This is a genomic window from Bacillus cereus (assembly GCF_007678085.1).
GTDB classification, from domain to species: domain Bacteria; phylum Bacillota; class Bacilli; order Bacillales; family Bacillaceae_G; genus Bacillus_A; species Bacillus_A cereus_BE.
Genome location: NZ_VEDW01000007.1, coordinates 106,566 through 122,546 on the forward strand (window position 1 = coordinate 106,566; position 15,981 = coordinate 122,546).

A 15,981-nucleotide genomic window follows, 5' to 3' on the forward strand; every position below is an offset into this window, starting at 1 on the left:
GCCTTCGTGCAGCCGGCTTAGATTTTCTTATGGAGAAAATCAAATGAGAAAAGAGTAGAGGAGTGGTATTTTGTTTCAAACGATAAAAAATGATTGGTTCTCCAATGTGAGAGGGGACGTGCTATCGGGAATTGTCGTTGCTTTAGCGTTAATTCCTGAAGCGATTGCTTTCTCTGTTATTGCAGGCGTGGATCCGACCGTTGGGTTATATGCAGCCTTTTGTATTGCAGTTACCATTTCATTTGTTGGCGGACGAACTGGAATGATTTCAGCTGCAACAGGTGCAATGGCATTATTAATGGTAACACTCGTTAAGGATCATGGTTTGCAATACTTATTTGCTACAACAATATTAACGGGTATTGTCCAAATTATTTTTGGCGTGTTCAAACTGAGCTCATTTATGAAGTTTGTTCCGAAATCTGTTATGAGTGGTTTTTTAAATTCACTTGGAATTTTAGTTTTTACAGCGCAATTGCCGCATTTTAAAAATGCCACTTGGCAAATGTATGCACTTGTTGCATTAGGACTTGTAATTATATATGTATTTCCACGTATTACGACGGCTGTCCCGTCTACACTTATTTCCATTATTATTGTGACAAGTATTGCAATTATGAGTGGATTACAGTTGAAAACAGTAGGGGATATGGGAAGCTTGCCGAAAGAATTACCGTTCTTTAGTATGCCTGATGTGCCTTTTACGCTTGAGACATTAGGGATTATTTTACCGTACGCAGTTATGCTTGCAATTATCGGTTTACTAGAGTCATTATTAACAGCTTCGGTTTTAGATGATATGACGCATACGGAAAGTAATAAACATAAAGAAGCACGTGGGCAAGGTATTGCAAATATTGTCGCTGGTTTCTTCGGAGGAATGGCAGGATGTGCAATGATTGGACAATCTGTTATTAATATTAAATCGGGTGGACGAGGTCGTTTATCAACATTTGTAGCGGGCGGATTTTTAATCGTATTACTATTTGTTTTAGGTGACTATGTCGTTCATATTCCAATGGCAGCTTTAGTTGCAGTTATGATTATGGTTTCAATCGGAACATTTGATTGGAACTCTGTAACAACGATTCATAAGGTACCAAAAGGAAATGCATTAGTTATGATCGTAACAGTTGTGATTGTCTTAATTACACATAATTTAGCGTTAGGTGTAATTATCGGAACAGTAATTAGTGCGGTTTTATTTGCATTCAATATGGCAAAGATTCACGTGAAACATTTATATATTGAAAATAAGAAAATATACGAAATTCACGGTCAACTTTTCTTTGCATCTACAGCAGACTTTATAAATCATTTTTCATTTGAGGAAGATGTAAAAGAAATTGAGTTGGATTTTACTCATGCACACGTATGGGATGATTCAGCGGTAGTCGCAATTGATAAAGTCATTATGAAGTATGAACAAAGTGGCGCGAAAGTAAGTATAACGGGATTAAATGAACGAAGCTCGAAGATTATTTCAAATTTAGCTACTTATAATAAAAGAATTGCTAGTTAGAAGCCTCCTTTTTAGGGGGCTTTAATATATAATACGAGTAGGATAACGAAAAGGGGATTCAGCATATGTACAAACAAATTATATTAGCATGTGACGGTTCTGAACATGCACTTCGAGCAGCGGAACATGCAACATATATTGCGAAATTTAATGAAGAAACAAATGTTGAAGTTGTATACGTAGTAGATAATAGAACGGCAAAATCAGATATTATACAAGGCCAAACAGATTTAGAAACAATATCGGCTAGTCGAAAAGATAAATTAAAAGAGATTGAAGGTTTATTAAAGCAAGAGAACATTCCCTATACAATTACGATATTACATGGTGATCCTGGAGATACGATCGTTCAATATGTAAATACAGGGGATATAGATCTTGTTATAGCTGGAAGTAGAGGATTAAATACACTACAAGAGATGGTGCTTGGTAGTGTAAGTCATAAAATAGCAAAACGAGTGAAATGCCCGGTGATGATTATTAAATAAATTAAGTGAGATATTCTGTAGTGTAAGAAAGACCTTGATATAATGCGAGGTCTTTTTTGCGTATAAAGAGGGGGAATGCGGACATACTAGATATATAACTTAAAAGGGAAATTGTTAACTTACAAATTTGTAAGTTAGTTGTTAGTGAAATCGATGTTATGAAAATTATTCCATTGGTAAAATAAACATATCGAAGGGGAGAGAGGGAGGATGAAAAAGATGAAAGCATTTCAAAATTTATCATATAGCCAAGGTGTCGGTCTTATTTGTTTAGGAGGATTTGCTGCATCTGTTACGTTAGCTGTTGTAATAAAGATGATTCATCAAATCTTTTAATCTCAGAGTAGGGAAGGAATTGGTTGTTATCAATAGTAAGAGAAGGATTATAAATGAAAAATAGCTCCTGGCATGTATCTTAGCGCCAGGAGCTATTTTCTTATTTCTCTGTTTCTGCTTTATCGCTTGTTACTGTAACGTCTTTCCAAGTTAATTTTGCGCCAGGAGCGATGTCATAGTTTTTCACGCGGTTATTAATACCTTTTAATTCAAATTTGTAATGAAGAGGTATTAATGGTACTTCATCGTGGATGAGTTTCTGCCATTTATTGTATACATCTGTACGGTATTTATCATCCATAGCTTTTGCAGAAATACCTTCTTCTAATAATTTTGTATTTTCATCATTTACCCAGCGACCATTGTTAAATTTCGCACCTTTTGCCCAAATTCCGGAAGGATCTGGATCAGAACCTGTACCCCATGCACCAGAGAAAACATCAACTTTTGGATCATCGTTTTCAATCATGTCGTAGAAGGAGTTAATTTCGTGTAAACGGCCATCAACAAGTTCTGCTTTTAAGCCGATATCTTTCCAAGACTGAATAAAATGTTTTGCCAGTGGTTCACTTGTGTCACTACCACTCATTGCTAAGAAATTGACTTTAAACTCTTTTCCTGCTGGATCTTCACGGAAACCATCACCATTTTTGTCTTTATATCCAGCTTCATCTAATAATTTTTTAGCTTTTTCTAAATCTTTATCGTATGCACCAACTTTATTGTTATGGAACTTAGGTAAAGATGGTGGAATTGGTGAGTTGGCAGGGAAACGAAGTCCGTGATATAGTTTATCACCAATCTCTTGACGATCGATTGCATATGCCATTGCTTGGCGTAATTTTACGTCTTTAAATTTATCGTTATCCATTACACTCTCTTTTTTGTCTTTGTCAAAGCGTCCAAATTTAAAACCGATATAGCTATAGTATAAGTCAGTTTGTCCAATTAATTGTGTATTTTTTAATTTACTTACATTCGGATATTGATCTGCACTAACTTCAGCGATATCAATATCACCATTCTTTAATGAAGCGTTCACAACAGATGGGTTAACAACTTTTAATGTAATATTTTTTAATTTAGGTTTTCCGCCCCAATAATCATCGAACCGCTCGAATTCAACAGCTTCACCTGGAACGATTTTTTTCACTTTAAATGGTCCAAATCCAATTGGATTTTTACGAACCTTATCAGATTCAGCTAATTTTTCAACCGGTACGTCGCCTAAATATTTTTTGTGTAGAGGTGTTGCCCAAATTCCAGTTTTCATAGACGGATTTGGTGCTTTATATGTGATAGAAATTGTTTTTGGATCAATTACTTTTACACCAGAGATTTTGTCAGCTTTTCCAGCATGGTAATCTTCCATTCCTTCAATAAGAGGCATTTGTTTTGAATAGCGAGCACCTTCATATTTCGGGTGACCAATAGCAAGGTATGCAAATTCTAAATCTTCAGCGGTAACCGGGTTACCATCATGCCATTTTACGTTATCTTTAATTGAAATTGTAATTGTTTTTTCGTCTTCTGAAATCTTAAATGTAGCTGGTCCTTCATTGTTAATTTCCCAGTTTTTATCTGTCCACAGTAATGAATCATCGAAGATTGAGATGATTTCCCAATCAGGTTGTTTTTCATATACGACACGGTTTAAGATTCCACCGAACGGTGTATCTGATACAAGACCATATGTAAGAGAGCCATCTTGTATTTCTTTTTTGTCATTTTTTGTTAAAGTAGCAAATTTACTCGTTTCTACTTTTTTCTGACTACTCGTGTTTTTAGATTCACCGTTACCGCCACATGCGGAAAGTAATAAAGTTGAAACAGCCAGTGTACTTAATACTTTGAAAAATTTTGGTTTATTCATAGATTCTCCACCCCTTAACCTTTTCTTTGTCTTGCATCAGCTGCACGTTGTAGCGCTTGGCCGATAAAATTTATACTCAACATCAATACTAAAATCATGATTGATGCGGGTAACCAAATCCACCATTTTTCCTGTAATACATCAGGGTTTCTGGCATAACTAACGAGTGTGCCTAGACTCGGTGTACTTTCTGGGAGACCGAATCCTAAAAATGTTAGACCAGATTCGATGCCGATATTCCCAGCAAGGTTTAATGTGACACTTACGATAATAATGGAACTTAAATTAGGTAACAGTTGGAAAGCTATGATTTTCCAATGTGGTGTTCCTAATGTTTTTGAAGCTGATACGTAATCTAATTCTTTTTCAGCTAATGTTTTAGATCTGATTAAACGAGCTTTCCCAGTCCATAAGAACATACTCATAATCAAAATGAATGTAAGAACATTGAACTTTGGAACAATCGTAATAAATACGATAACTAGCATTAGAAATGGTAGAACGATAATGAAATCAATAATACGCATAATCATATTGTCAATTTTTCCACCAAAGTAACCAGCAATTAGGCCGATAGTCATCCCAACAAAACAAGTAATTGCTGTAATGACTAAGCCGATTGTAAATGAATTTCGGGTTCCAATCATAAGTTGTCCAAAAATGTCACGTCCTCCATAATCTGTTCCTAACCAATGTTCAGCAGAAGGGGGAGAATAAATGGCGAATAAATCAACTCGTACAATATCCTCTTGCTTCATAATAAAGGATGAGATGTAGATACTTAGTAGTAGAAGGGTAAGAAAGACAAGTGAGAACATTGCTAATTTATCTTTACGAAACTCTCTCCACATAATAGAGAAACCTGATGGACTTTTTTCATATTGAATTGTGTTTGTTTGTTTTTCAGGATTTGCTAACATAACGTCTGCTCCTTTCTATTAATCAATTCGAATTCGTGGGTCAACGATGCTTAGAATAATGTCAGAAAGGAGTGTTCCAAGTAACGTTGCAAAACCAGTAAGCATTACTAAAGAAGTAATAACGCTAAAGTCACGCTGCGTGATAGATTGCATAAAGAGTTGACCGAGTCCAGGGTAACTAAATATGCTTTCTAAGAAGATTGATCCACCAATTAAACCAGTAATTTCATAACCTAAGAAAGCTGCAATTGGTAAGAAAGAGTTACGTAAAATATGCCTAGAATAAATTCGTGACTCTGGTACACCTTTTGCTCTAGCTGTGCGTACAAAATCTTTAATTTTTGTATCAATAATTTCACTTCTTAAATATTGGACTGTACTAACAGTTCCAATAAGTGCACCACATATTGCAGGTAGCAGGAGATGATTTAATTTGCTCATGTAATAGGCGAAGGTACCTTCAGTTACTTGTGGATCTACACTACCTCCAGTTGGGAAGATAGCAAGTTGAAAACCGAATACAAAGAGCATTACTAGTGCAAAAATAAATAATGGTGTTGCATAGCCAAGATAGTTATATAGAGTAATAATTCGATCCATCCATGAGTTATTCCAACGACCACTTATAATACCGAGTGGGATAGCAATTAAATACGTAAGGATTAAAATAGCAAGCGATAATGTAATTGTGTTTCCAAGACGTTCACCTAACAGGTCTGTAACTTGAAGCTTATGTGTAGTAGAAACACCAAAATCACCTTGAGCAACATTTTTAATCCAGCGTACATATTGTGTTGTAATAGGATCATTTAACCCGAGTCGTTCTCTTTGTTCTTCAATTACTTTTGGATCAGCACTTGGATCCATTGCTCTACCGGTTAAAGCATCACCGGGCATCGCTTTCGCAAGTGCGAAGACGAGAATACTTAATACAAATAATTGCGGTATCATAACTAATAATCGACGTAGTATAAATTTCCACATGTTTTATCACTCCCTTATGGTAATGCCACCCGGTGTGTTGGCGAGATTGGTTTTAAATCGTAAGCACGACCATCTTCATTAAAGTAGTTTTCATAAGATTTTTCGTATTCCGTATTTACTTCGCGTCGTAGTTTACTTTGTTTTTCTCGATTTTCTGGACGAATATCAGGAATAGCTGATATTAGGCGCTTCGTATAAATATGTTGCGGATTACTATAAATTTCTGCACTAGTTGCTTCTTCGACAATACGTCCGCGATACATAACACCGATACGATCACACATATGACGAATTACACCTAAATCATGACTAATGAATAAGTACGTTAGTCCGAGCTCAGCTTGTAAATCTTGTAAGAAGTTTAATACTTGAGCCTGTACAGAGACGTCAAGCGCAGATACAGGTTCATCAGCGATAATAAGCTTCGGTTTTAATGTAAGAGCGCGTGCAATACCAATCCGCTGCCTTTGCCCACCGGAAAATTCATGTGGATATTTGTAAATTGACTCTGGATTTAGACCAACTTTATCAAGGTATTCTTGGACTGCTCTACGTTCTTCATCCGGTGAGAGTTTTTCAAAATTTCGAAGAGGCTCGGCAATAATGTCGAGAACACGTTTCTTCGGATTTAATGATGAATATGGATCTTGGAAAATCATTTGAATATCTTTTCGCTGTTCACGTAGATCAGAGCGACTTAACTTTGTTAAATCTCTATTATTAAAATGAATGCTACCCTCTGTTGCTTTCGTTAAATGCATAATTGCTTTACCCGTTGTTGATTTGCCACTTCCTGATTCACCAACGATCCCGTATGTTTCACCAGGCTGTAGTTCAAAGCTTACGCCATCGACAGCACGTACATAATCTAATGTGCGGCCGAAGAAACCACCTTTAATTGGGAAATGTACTTTTAAATCTTCTACTTTAAGCAGTGCCATGAGTTACGTCATCTCCTTTCTTATCTTGGAAGGTGAAATGCTTATAGCAAGTACAACGTACCCAATGGTCTGGTTTTGCTTCATGTAGGGTTGGATTTTCTTCATGCTGATCAGGTCTAATCCATGGAATACGTGCTTGGAAGCGACAACCTGTACGAGGTAATTTAGCTAATGTCGGTACAACCCCTTGAATTACATGCAATTTTTCTTTTTCAGCATATGCAGATGGGATTGAGTTTAATAGAGAACGAGTATACGGATGAAGAGGATTATTAAAAATCTCTTCCACTTTTCCTGTTTCCACAATTTGGCCTGCATACATAACAACGACGCGATCAGCTGTTTCAGCAACAACACTTAGGTCGTGTGTGATTAAGATGACGCCCATTTTTGTTTGTTCTTGAATAGATTTTAATAGGTCTAGAATTTGTGCTTGGATGGTTACGTCAAGTGCAGTTGTCGGCTCATCGGCAATAATGAGTCCTGGCTTACAAGCAATTGCAATTGCAATAACAATTCTTTGTCTCATTCCGCCAGATAATTCGTGTGGGTATTGTTTATATGTAAGTTCTGGTTTTGGAATACCAACTTGGTGGAGTAGTTCTAAGGTGCGTTCTTTTTTTTCTGTTTTTGAAAGGTTTGTGTGGTAATTTAAATTTTCTTCGATTTGTTTGCCGACTGTCATAAGCGGATTGAGCGCTGTAAGAGGTTCTTGGAAAATCATGCCGATGTTTGATCCGCGTACCTTGTTTATCTCTGCGGCTGACATAGTTAGTAAATCCTTATCTTTATAGTTAACCTGCCCTTGTAATTTTGTATTTGCTTCATTATGAAGTCGCATAATTGAAAGGGCAAGTGCACTTTTTCCGCAACCTGATTCACCAACTATCGCGACAATTTCATTTTCATGGACAGTTAACGAAACATCATCTACTGCTGCATGATATTGATCTTGTATGCGAAAAGAAGTCTGTAAGTTTTCAATGCGAAGAAGTGGATTCTTCATGGCTATCCCTCCATCTTTTCAGAAAAGACTAAATATTTTGTATGTTGTTGTTATTTTAATATAAATTGACAATGTTTGACAAGTATAAGTTGAGAAAATATTCAAAAATCTTTTTATATAGAGATTGAATGCTGTTATATAAGGGATTGAAGTTGTTTGAAAACGCTAACATATAATGAGAGGAGGATAAATCTTTTGTAAGAAAAAAGATTTATATGTAGAAAAAAGAGAGGTGTTCTGGAAAGAACAACCTCTCTTTTTTTGATAAGAATAATATTAGTACTTAAGCTTGTTTTTGTTTTGCAGATCCTGTGTTTAAAGTAAGAGCAAGGAAGAACATTGCAAGTACACAAGATACAAGTAATAAGATGAACCCGCCATTCCATCCGAATGCATCAACGATAAAGCCCATAGCTGCGCTAGCAAAAGTAGCTCCACCTAGGTAACCGAAGAAACCAGTTAAACCAGCGGCAGTTCCAGCAGCTTTTTTTGGTGCTAAGTCTAATGCGTGTAGACCGATTAACATAACAGGTCCGTAAATTAAAAATCCAATCGCGACAAGTGCGATACTATCAACCATTGGATTACCAGGAGGGTTTAGCCAATAAACAAGAACGGCGATAAATACACCAACCATAAATAAAATACCAGCAGGTGCGCGGCGTCCTTTAAACAGTTTATCACTCATCCATCCGCAAAGAAGTGTACCTGGAATACCAGCCCATTCGTATAGAGCGTAAGCTGTACGAGAGCTACTATGTGTGAAACTTTTTTCCTCTACTAAATAAGTAGGAGCCCAGTCTACAACGCCGTAACGTACGAAATAAACGAAAACGTTCGCGATAGCGATGTACCATAAAAATTTATTGTTTAGTACGTATTTAAATAAAATTTCTTTTACTGAAAGTTCGCGTTCGCGATCTTTTACTTTTTCATCTGATGGATATTCTCCAGTATGTTCTTCAATAGAAGGTAATCCGCAAGATTGAGGTGTATCTCTCATCGTAATTAATACATAAATACCAACTAAAATTGAAAGAATACCTGGGAAGTAAAAAATACTCTTCCAGTCATTTGCGAAGAAGTATAAGCCTAATGTCACAAGAGAAGGCATAAGTGCGCCACCGACATTATGAGCAACGTTCCAAATAGACATTTTTGTACCACGTTCACTAATAGAGAACCAGTGAACCATTGTACGACCACAAGGAGGCCATCCCATACCTTGTACCCATCCATTTAAAAACTGAAGGACAAACATAAGTATAATGCTCGTTGTAATAAACGAAAATGAGCCGAAAATAATATTAATGATACCTGATAAAAATAGCCCAGCTGCTAAAAAGTAGCGAGGATTACAACGGTCGGATACGATACCCATAAGAAATTTACTTAATCCGTAAGCGATAGATACTGCTGAAAGGATAACCCCAAGTTCCCCTTTACTAAAGCCTTGTTCGATTAAGTATGGCATTGCTAGTGAAAAGTTTTTTCGAACAAAGTAGTAACCTGCATAGCCGATGAAGATACCCAAGAATACTTGTAAACGTAATTTACGGTATTCGCTATCAACACGATCAGCTGGTAAGCGTTCCGCGTGGGGCGCAGGTTTAAATAATTGTGTGAAAAACATAAAATGAAAATCCTCCCCTAATGAATTCGAAATGTTGTAAGTCAAAGAGAATATAAAAAGGCCATGAAATATAAAAAAGTTTCCTTTTTTATGATTCATAGCCGTATACTCCGATTCTCCGTGACTGTCAATATTAACTTCGTCGAAAATTATACAACTTTGTGACAAAAATGTAAACGTTTTTATAAATAAAAAGTGTTGACGGATTTTATTCGTGGTATTAATATTTAAATACGTTAAATATTTTATTGCTTAAATAAGAGGTGGATAACATGCCAAATGATATGACGCATATCGATAAAATTCAAGCTCTTGCCTTTTCAATTGGAAAGAAAATGCAGACGGAGTTATTAGAACAAATGCAAGCAACAGGACTTACACCACCGCAGTTTTATATTTTAAAGATTTTAGATCATTACGGTGCTTCAAGAGCGACAAAATTAGCAAAAAAGATGTATGTAAAGCCTAGTGCAATTACAGTGATGATTGATCGCCTAATTGACCAAGAGCTTGTAGAACGCTATCACGACAAAGATGACCGCCGTGTTGTCATCATTGAGTTAACAAAAAAGGGGAAAGCAAGAGTAGAAGAGGCAATGACTGCTCGTAATGAGCATATTGCAAAATATTTCTCACATTTAGAATTACAAGAAAGAGAAGATTTGTTACGCCTCTTTGAGAAGTTAGAAACAATTATTTGCGGGACACAAGAGAAAAAAGAGAATAACTAAGAGGAATTGAGGAGATTACATGGAGCAACAAGAAAACATAAATAGAAAGTTGCTGTTAATCGGTTTAATAATCGCGATGCTATTTGCTGCATTAGATGGAACAATCGTTGGTACAGCAATGCCGCGTATCGTCGGTGAACTAGGCGGATTAAGCTTAATGACGTGGTTAACAACAGCTTATATGTTAACATCAACGACAGTTGTACCAATTGCAGGTAAATTAGCGGATTTACTTGGACGTCGTAACGTATATATTACAGGGCTAGTTATCTTTATGGTTGGTTCGGCGTTATGTGGTATGGCAAATGGTATGACAGAATTAATTATTTTCCGTGGTATTCAAGGTCTTGGTGGCGGTATTATGATGCCAATGGCTATGATTATTATCGGAGATATGTTCACGGGAAAAGAACGTGCGAAATGGCAAGGTATTTTTGGTGCGTTATACGGTATTGCTTCTGTAATTGGACCACAAGTTGGTGGTTGGATTGTAGACGCAGTGAACTGGAGATGGGTATTCTACATTAACTTACCAGTTGGTATTTTAGCAACAATCTTTATTGCAATGGGATTAAAATCACATAAACAAACAGGACCGATTAAAATTGATATTGCTGGAATATTTACGATGATTCTCGGTGTTGTAAGTTTATTACTTGCATTAACATTTGGTGGGAAAGATTACCCATGGGATTCTTGGCAAATTATCGGGTTGTTTGCATTAGCTCTAATTGGTATTGTTAGCTTTATTATCGTTGAAACGAAAGCAGAAGAACCGATTTTACCGATGCATTTCTTTAAAAATCGTACATTTACATTACTAAATGCGATTGGATTCTTTATGAGTATCGGAATGTTCGGTGCGATTATGTTCGTACCATTCTTTATGCAAGGAATTGTAGGAGTAAGTGCTGCTGAATCAGGAACAATTATGACGCCGATGATGATTACAATGATTGTGATGAGTATTATCGGTGGGCAACTTGTATTAAAAGTTGGTGTAAAACCACAAATTATTACAGGAATGCTTATAATGGCTGGAGGATTCTGGTTATTAACAACGATGGATATGCACACAACTAAATTAACTGCAACGTCTTATATGATGGTTATCGGTTTAGGCATGGGTCTTGTAATGCCAACGTTAACATTAGCGTTACAAGAAAGCTTCCCGAAAAAAGACCTTGGTGTCGTAACATCATCAAGTCAGTTCTTCCGTCAAATCGGTGGAACATTTGGTATTACAATTTTAGGATCGATTATGAATAACACTTCAGGTACAACATTAACAAAGAATTTAGTACCTGTATTAGATACATTCCCGAAAGAAGCGGGACAAATGGTAACGAAATTTAAAGATATGATTCATACAGACCCACAAGGTTTATATTCGATGTTATTTAGTCCAGAGGCATTAAAACAAATGCCAGAAGCTTTCGCTAACAGCATTGTACCAATTTTGAAAAACTCTTTAGTAGACTCACTTCATACTGTATTCTTAACAGGATTAGTATTTATCGTAGTAGGCGCTATCTTTACGATTTTCTTACAGAAGATTAAACTGTCAGATCGTAAAAAAGAGGCTGAAGAGCCAGCTACAGAGGAAAAAGAACAAACTGTATCCTATTCGTAATGAAAAAGCATCGCCTTATGGCGGTGCTTTTTTGAGTATAACCTTAAAAGCTTTTTCGTGAGAAATGATTGACGTATTTATAGAAATAAGTTATATTATTTTCTGTAAACGGTTACATGAAATGGAGAGGGAAGATAATGAGTACGATTAAAGACGTTGCAAAATTAGCGGGAGTATCTGTTGCGACCGTTTCCAGAGTGTTAAATAAAAATGGATATGTTCATGAAGATACATTAAAGAAAGTAGAGCGAGCGATTGAGATGCTAGATTATAAACCTAGTACAGTAGCGCGTTCACTGTATAATAAAAAATCTCGTTTAATTGGTTTAGTTGTTCCAAATATCGTGAATCCATTCTTTCCAGAAGTTGCACGTGCCGTAGAAGATGTAGCGCATAAGCAAGGATACACAGTTGTCCTTTGTAATTCTGATGAGAGTTTAGAGAAAGAAAAGCAATATATTGATGTACTCAGGCAAAATAATGTGGATGGATTTATTGTAGCAACAAATCCACAAAATAGTGTTAATTACATGAAGTTGTCTGTTCCAGTTGTTGCAATTGACCGTATGTTTAATGAGCGTATTCCTACTGTATATGCAGATAATTATGCAGGGAGTCAGGCAGCGACAAAGTTATTAATAGATAAAGGCTGTAAACATATTGCGCATATTCGCGGACCGCGTGACGTAAGCACGGCTAATGAACGTTTTGAAGGTTTTGTAGACGTTATTACGCAACGTAATCTTTCTTATATGATTGCAGAGAGTACATTTGATCCAGCTAATAGTGAGCGTGTAGCGGTGGAATTATTAGAAGAATACCCACATATTGATGGAATTGTTGCTGGAAATGATTTAATTGCAATAGGTATTGTAAAGGCTGCACTTCAAAAGGGGATTTCTATTCCAGATGATTTACAAATTATCGGATTCGATGGAATTTCTTTAACAGAAATGATGTATCCATCTATTACAACTGTTGCACAGCCAATTTATGAAATGGGGAAAATTGCAACAGAGTTGTTGTTAGAGCAGATGGAAGGAAACGTATTAAAAGAGAAACACTATCGTTTACCGATTGAAATTATAGAACGAAATACAACGAAGTAAGGAGATGAAACAGATGCCAAATATTGCAGTAGTAGGTAGTATTTCAATGGACTTAGTGGCTGTTTCAAAAAAACGTCCAAAAGCAGGAGAAACAGTAATTGGTGAAGCATTTCATACAATCCCAGGAGGGAAAGGAGCCAACCAAGCGGTTGCTGCAGCTAGATTAGGCGCAAATGTAGCGATGGTTGGAGCGGTAGGAAATGATAATTATGGAACTGTAGTTAGGAACAATTTAGAGAACGAACGCGTTTTTATCGACTATGTGGTACCGGTTACAGATACGGCGACAGGAATTGCTCATATCGTTTTAGCAGAAGAAGATAACAGTATTGTTGTCGTGCAAGGGGCGAATGCTCTTGTAAATGAGTCGGTTGTAGATCGTTCAAAAGATCTTCTTATAAAAGCAGATATGGTTGTTCTTCAACTAGAGATTCCACTTGAAACAGTAAAATATGTATTGGCTATTTGTGAGGCGCATAATATTCCAGTTATGTTAAATCCAGCACCAGCACAAGTGTTATCAGAAGATATTTTAGAAAAGGCAACTTATATTACGCCCAATGAACATGAGTGCCGCATCGTATTAGATGATTTTACATCACCAATTGAAGATTTACTGGCTAAATATCCAAATAAACTATTGATGACAGAAGGTTCTAAAGGTGTTCGTTTCCATAATGGTACGGAGATTGTACATGTTCCTAGCATTGCTGTTGATGTAGTAGATACGACTGGAGCTGGTGATACATTCAATGGTGCATTAGCAGTTGCACTTTCTGAAGGAGAAATACTTCAAAAAGCAATTCGTTTTGCGAATATTGCTGGTGGTCTTTCTGTAACGAAACTTGGAGCGCAAGGCGGTATGCCAACGAGAGATAAAGTACGTGAAGTGCAGGTGATTGTTGGATGAAAAAGCACGGTGTATTAAACAGTGAGATTGCATCAGTCCTTGCTTCACTTGGGCATACAGATACAATTGTAATCGCAGACTGCGGGTTACCAATTCCTGACGGAGTAAAACGAATTGATTTAGCAGTTGAGATTGGAAAACCTAGCTTTTTAGATGTATTGCAAGTAGTAGCTGATGATATGGCAATTGAAAAAGTAACGTTAGCAGAAGAAGTCATTAACAATAATACGGAAGTAAATAAAGAGATTGAGCTGAAATTAATAGAACCAGCATTTGAATATGTATCGCATGAACAATTTAAAGAGCATACGAAGAAAGCGAAGGCGATTATTCGTACAGGAGAGGCTACGCCTTATGCCAATGTAATTTTACATGCAGGCGTGATTTTTTAATAAAGGGAAGTGATGGGAATGCGTATTGAAATGAAAAATATTTCAAAGGCGTTCAATGGTAATCCTGTTTTGAAGAATGCACAGTTTATGATTGAAACAGGGGAAGTCCATGCATTGATGGGGGAAAATGGAGCGGGCAAATCAACGCTCATGAAAATTTTAACAGGTGTATACAAAAAAGATGGTGGAACAATCACGATTGATGGACAAGAACGTACTTTTAAAAATGCGAAAGAAGCTGAAGAGTACGGTATTGCATTTATACATCAAGAATTGAACATATTATCAAATTTAACAGTAGCTGAAAATATGTTTCTCGGTAAAGAGTTAATGTATGGGAAGACAGGTATTTTACGTACGCGTCAAATGAACGCGATTGCGCAGCAGCAACTAGCGGAGTTAGGGTTACATGTAAAAGGTGCTATGTTGGCAGGGGAGTTATCGGTTGGACAACAGCAAATTATCGAAATTGCGAAAGCGTTAATGACAAACGCAAGCGTTATTATTATGGATGAACCGACAGCTGCATTAACAGATCGTGAAATTGAGACGTTGTTTACTGTCATTAATAAATTACGTAAAGAAGGCGTTTCGTTCGTTTATATCTCACACCGAATGGAAGAAATCTTTTCAATATGTGATGCCATTACGATTTTACGTGATGGGGAATACGTAGGAAAGAGATTAATTCCGGAAACATCATTTGATGAAGTAGTGAGTATGATGGTGGGGCGCAGCATTGGTGAACGTTACCCAGAGCGAAATAGTCAAATTGGTGATATCATTTTCGAGATGCGTAATGGAACGAAAAAAGGGAAGTTTGAAAATGTTTCGTTTCAAGTGAGAAAAGGTGAAATCCTTGGTGTTGCTGGCTTGATGGGAGCTGGCCGTACAGATATTATGAAAGCAATATTTGGATACGAACCGTTAGATTCTGGTCAAATCTTCATAAATGGACAAGAAGTAAAGATTGATAGTCCGATAGATGCGATTAGACAAAGAATAGCTTTCATTACAGAGGATAGAAAATCTGAGGGGTTAGTGTTAGATTTCTCAATTCGAGAAAATTTAGCTTTACCGAATTTAGAAAGTCTTTCAAAGGGAAGTGTCCTTAGTAACGAACTAGAACAACAGTTTACAGCGGATATGATGAAGCTACTTAATGTGAAAGCATCTAGTGGAGAGCAAGCAGTGAAATCTCTTTCTGGTGGAAATCAGCAAAAGGTTGTTATTGCAAAATGGCTAGGTATCCACCCGCAGTTACTCATTTTAGATGAGCCAACAAGGGGTGTAGATGTTGGCGCGAAAAAAGAAATTTACTCTATTATGAATAAGCTTACCGAGCAAGGAGATGCCGTTATTATGGTATCATCTGAGCTTCCAGAAGTTTTAGGAATGAGTGATCGCGTTCTAGTCATTCATGAAGGAAAAGTCGGCGGCATTTTAGAGAAAGGTGAGGCATCACAAGAGTCTATTATGGCACTAGCTACAGGGGGAGAGTAA

General features: G+C 36.7%; 15 protein-coding genes. 9 read left to right on the plus strand and 6 right to left on the minus strand.

Going from position 1 to position 15,981, the window contains the following annotated elements:
• The first annotated feature begins 70 nt into the window (after positions 1-70).
• The 3 genes from FS742_RS24815 (at position 71) to FS742_RS24825 (ending at position 2,346) form a co-directional block, all read left to right on the plus strand.
• Entirely contained in the window at positions 71-1,522 is a 1,452-nt protein-coding gene (locus tag FS742_RS24815) for a SulP family inorganic anion transporter (protein WP_144615799.1), read from the plus strand.
• Positions 1,523-1,587: 65 nt separating this feature from the next.
• Positions 1,588-2,010 (plus strand): universal stress protein, encoded by a 423-nt coding sequence (locus FS742_RS24820; protein ID WP_144615801.1) that lies wholly within the window; start codon positions 1,588-1,590, stop codon positions 2,008-2,010.
• A 210-nt stretch (positions 2,011-2,220) separates the two neighbouring features.
• Entirely contained in the window at positions 2,221-2,346 is a 126-nt protein-coding gene (locus FS742_RS24825; RefSeq protein WP_000738295.1) for a DUF4027 family protein, read from the plus strand.
• Between the two features lie 100 nt (positions 2,347-2,446).
• Here the strand turns inward: FS742_RS24825 and opp4A are convergent, their stop codons facing one another.
• From opp4A to glpT, 6 genes are all read right to left on the minus strand, one after another.
• A complete protein-coding gene (gene opp4A, locus FS742_RS24830; protein ID WP_144615803.1) occupies positions 2,447-4,219 on the minus strand; it encodes an oligopeptide ABC transporter substrate-binding protein in 1,773 nt (590 codons plus the stop codon).
• Positions 4,220-4,233: 14 nt separating this feature from the next.
• Positions 4,234-5,139: an ABC transporter permease gene (locus FS742_RS24835; RefSeq protein ID WP_144615805.1), complete on the minus strand. Its 906-nt coding sequence runs from the start codon at positions 5,137-5,139 to the stop codon at positions 4,234-4,236.
• 18 nt (positions 5,140-5,157) lie between these two features.
• Positions 5,158-6,123 carry an oligopeptide ABC transporter permease gene (opp4B, locus tag FS742_RS24840; protein ID WP_144615807.1) on the minus strand — a complete coding sequence of 322 codons (966 nt, stop codon included), beginning with the start codon at positions 6,121-6,123 and terminating at the stop codon, positions 5,158-5,160.
• A 14-nt stretch (positions 6,124-6,137) separates the two neighbouring features.
• Positions 6,138-7,064 (minus strand): ABC transporter ATP-binding protein, encoded by a 927-nt coding sequence (locus FS742_RS24845; protein ID WP_144615809.1) that lies wholly within the window; start codon positions 7,062-7,064, stop codon positions 6,138-6,140.
• Positions 7,051-8,070, minus strand: coding sequence for an ABC transporter ATP-binding protein (locus FS742_RS24850; protein ID WP_144615884.1), 1,020 nt, complete (start codon positions 8,068-8,070; stop codon positions 7,051-7,053). Before FS742_RS24850 ends, FS742_RS24845 begins: the two co-directional genes overlap by 14 nt.
• A gap of 283 nt (positions 8,071-8,353) precedes the next feature.
• A complete protein-coding gene (gene glpT / locus FS742_RS24855; protein WP_144615811.1) occupies positions 8,354-9,703 on the minus strand; it encodes a glycerol-3-phosphate transporter in 1,350 nt (449 codons plus the stop codon).
• A gap of 272 nt (positions 9,704-9,975) precedes the next feature.
• Here glpT and FS742_RS24860 point away from each other — a divergent pair, with 272 nt between their 5' ends.
• The 6 genes from FS742_RS24860 (at position 9,976) to rbsA (ending at position 15,981) form a co-directional block, all read left to right on the plus strand.
• Positions 9,976-10,434 (plus strand): MarR family winged helix-turn-helix transcriptional regulator, encoded by a 459-nt coding sequence (locus tag FS742_RS24860; RefSeq protein WP_001132358.1) that lies wholly within the window; start codon positions 9,976-9,978, stop codon positions 10,432-10,434.
• A gap of 19 nt (positions 10,435-10,453) precedes the next feature.
• Positions 10,454-12,067: an MDR family MFS transporter gene (locus FS742_RS24865; RefSeq protein ID WP_144615813.1), complete on the plus strand. Its 1,614-nt coding sequence runs from the start codon at positions 10,454-10,456 to the stop codon at positions 12,065-12,067.
• A gap of 137 nt (positions 12,068-12,204) precedes the next feature.
• The gene (gene rbsR, locus FS742_RS24870) at positions 12,205-13,176 is read left to right on the plus strand and encodes a ribose operon transcriptional repressor RbsR (RefSeq protein ID WP_144615815.1); all 972 of its coding nucleotides are present in this window, start codon (positions 12,205-12,207) and stop codon (positions 13,174-13,176) included.
• 13 nt (positions 13,177-13,189) lie between these two features.
• The gene (gene rbsK / locus FS742_RS24875) at positions 13,190-14,086 is read left to right on the plus strand and encodes a ribokinase (RefSeq protein ID WP_144615817.1); all 897 of its coding nucleotides are present in this window, start codon (positions 13,190-13,192) and stop codon (positions 14,084-14,086) included.
• Entirely contained in the window at positions 14,083-14,478 is a 396-nt protein-coding gene (gene rbsD / locus FS742_RS24880; RefSeq protein WP_144615818.1) for a D-ribose pyranase, read from the plus strand. The genes rbsK and rbsD overlap by 4 nt, the downstream gene beginning before the upstream one ends.
• A gap of 18 nt (positions 14,479-14,496) precedes the next feature.
• Positions 14,497-15,981, plus strand: coding sequence for a ribose ABC transporter ATP-binding protein RbsA (rbsA, locus tag FS742_RS24885; RefSeq protein ID WP_144615820.1), 1,485 nt, complete (start codon positions 14,497-14,499; stop codon positions 15,979-15,981).

Excerpts from the sequence above, each read along its gene's own strand:
- FS742_RS24845 (WP_144615809.1), bottom strand. The coding sequence starts at position 7,064 with ATGGCACTGCTTAAAGTAGAAGATTTAAAAGTACATTTCCCAATTAAA.
- FS742_RS24865 (WP_144615813.1), top strand. The coding sequence starts at position 10,454 with ATGGAGCAACAAGAAAACATAAATAGAAAGTTGCTGTTAATCGGTTTA.
- glpT (WP_144615811.1), bottom strand. The coding sequence starts at position 9,703 with ATGTTTTTCACACAATTATTTAAACCTGCGCCCCACGCGGAACGCTTA.
- FS742_RS24820 (WP_144615801.1), top strand. The coding sequence starts at position 1,588 with ATGTACAAACAAATTATATTAGCATGTGACGGTTCTGAACATGCACTT.
- opp4B (WP_144615807.1), bottom strand. The coding sequence starts at position 6,123 with ATGTGGAAATTTATACTACGTCGATTATTAGTTATGATACCGCAATTA.
- FS742_RS24860 (WP_001132358.1), top strand. The coding sequence starts at position 9,976 with ATGCCAAATGATATGACGCATATCGATAAAATTCAAGCTCTTGCCTTT.
- opp4A (WP_144615803.1), bottom strand. The coding sequence starts at position 4,219 with ATGAATAAACCAAAATTTTTCAAAGTATTAAGTACACTGGCTGTTTCA.
- FS742_RS24825 (WP_000738295.1), top strand. The coding sequence starts at position 2,221 with ATGAAAAAGATGAAAGCATTTCAAAATTTATCATATAGCCAAGGTGTC.
- FS742_RS24850 (WP_144615884.1), bottom strand. The coding sequence starts at position 8,070 with ATGAAGAATCCACTTCTTCGCATTGAAAACTTACAGACTTCTTTTCGC.
- rbsA (WP_144615820.1), top strand. The coding sequence starts at position 14,497 with ATGCGTATTGAAATGAAAAATATTTCAAAGGCGTTCAATGGTAATCCT.
- rbsD (WP_144615818.1), top strand. The coding sequence starts at position 14,083 with ATGAAAAAGCACGGTGTATTAAACAGTGAGATTGCATCAGTCCTTGCT.
- rbsK (WP_144615817.1), top strand. The coding sequence starts at position 13,190 with ATGCCAAATATTGCAGTAGTAGGTAGTATTTCAATGGACTTAGTGGCT.
- rbsR (WP_144615815.1), top strand. The coding sequence starts at position 12,205 with ATGAGTACGATTAAAGACGTTGCAAAATTAGCGGGAGTATCTGTTGCG.
- FS742_RS24835 (WP_144615805.1), bottom strand. The coding sequence starts at position 5,139 with ATGTTAGCAAATCCTGAAAAACAAACAAACACAATTCAATATGAAAAA.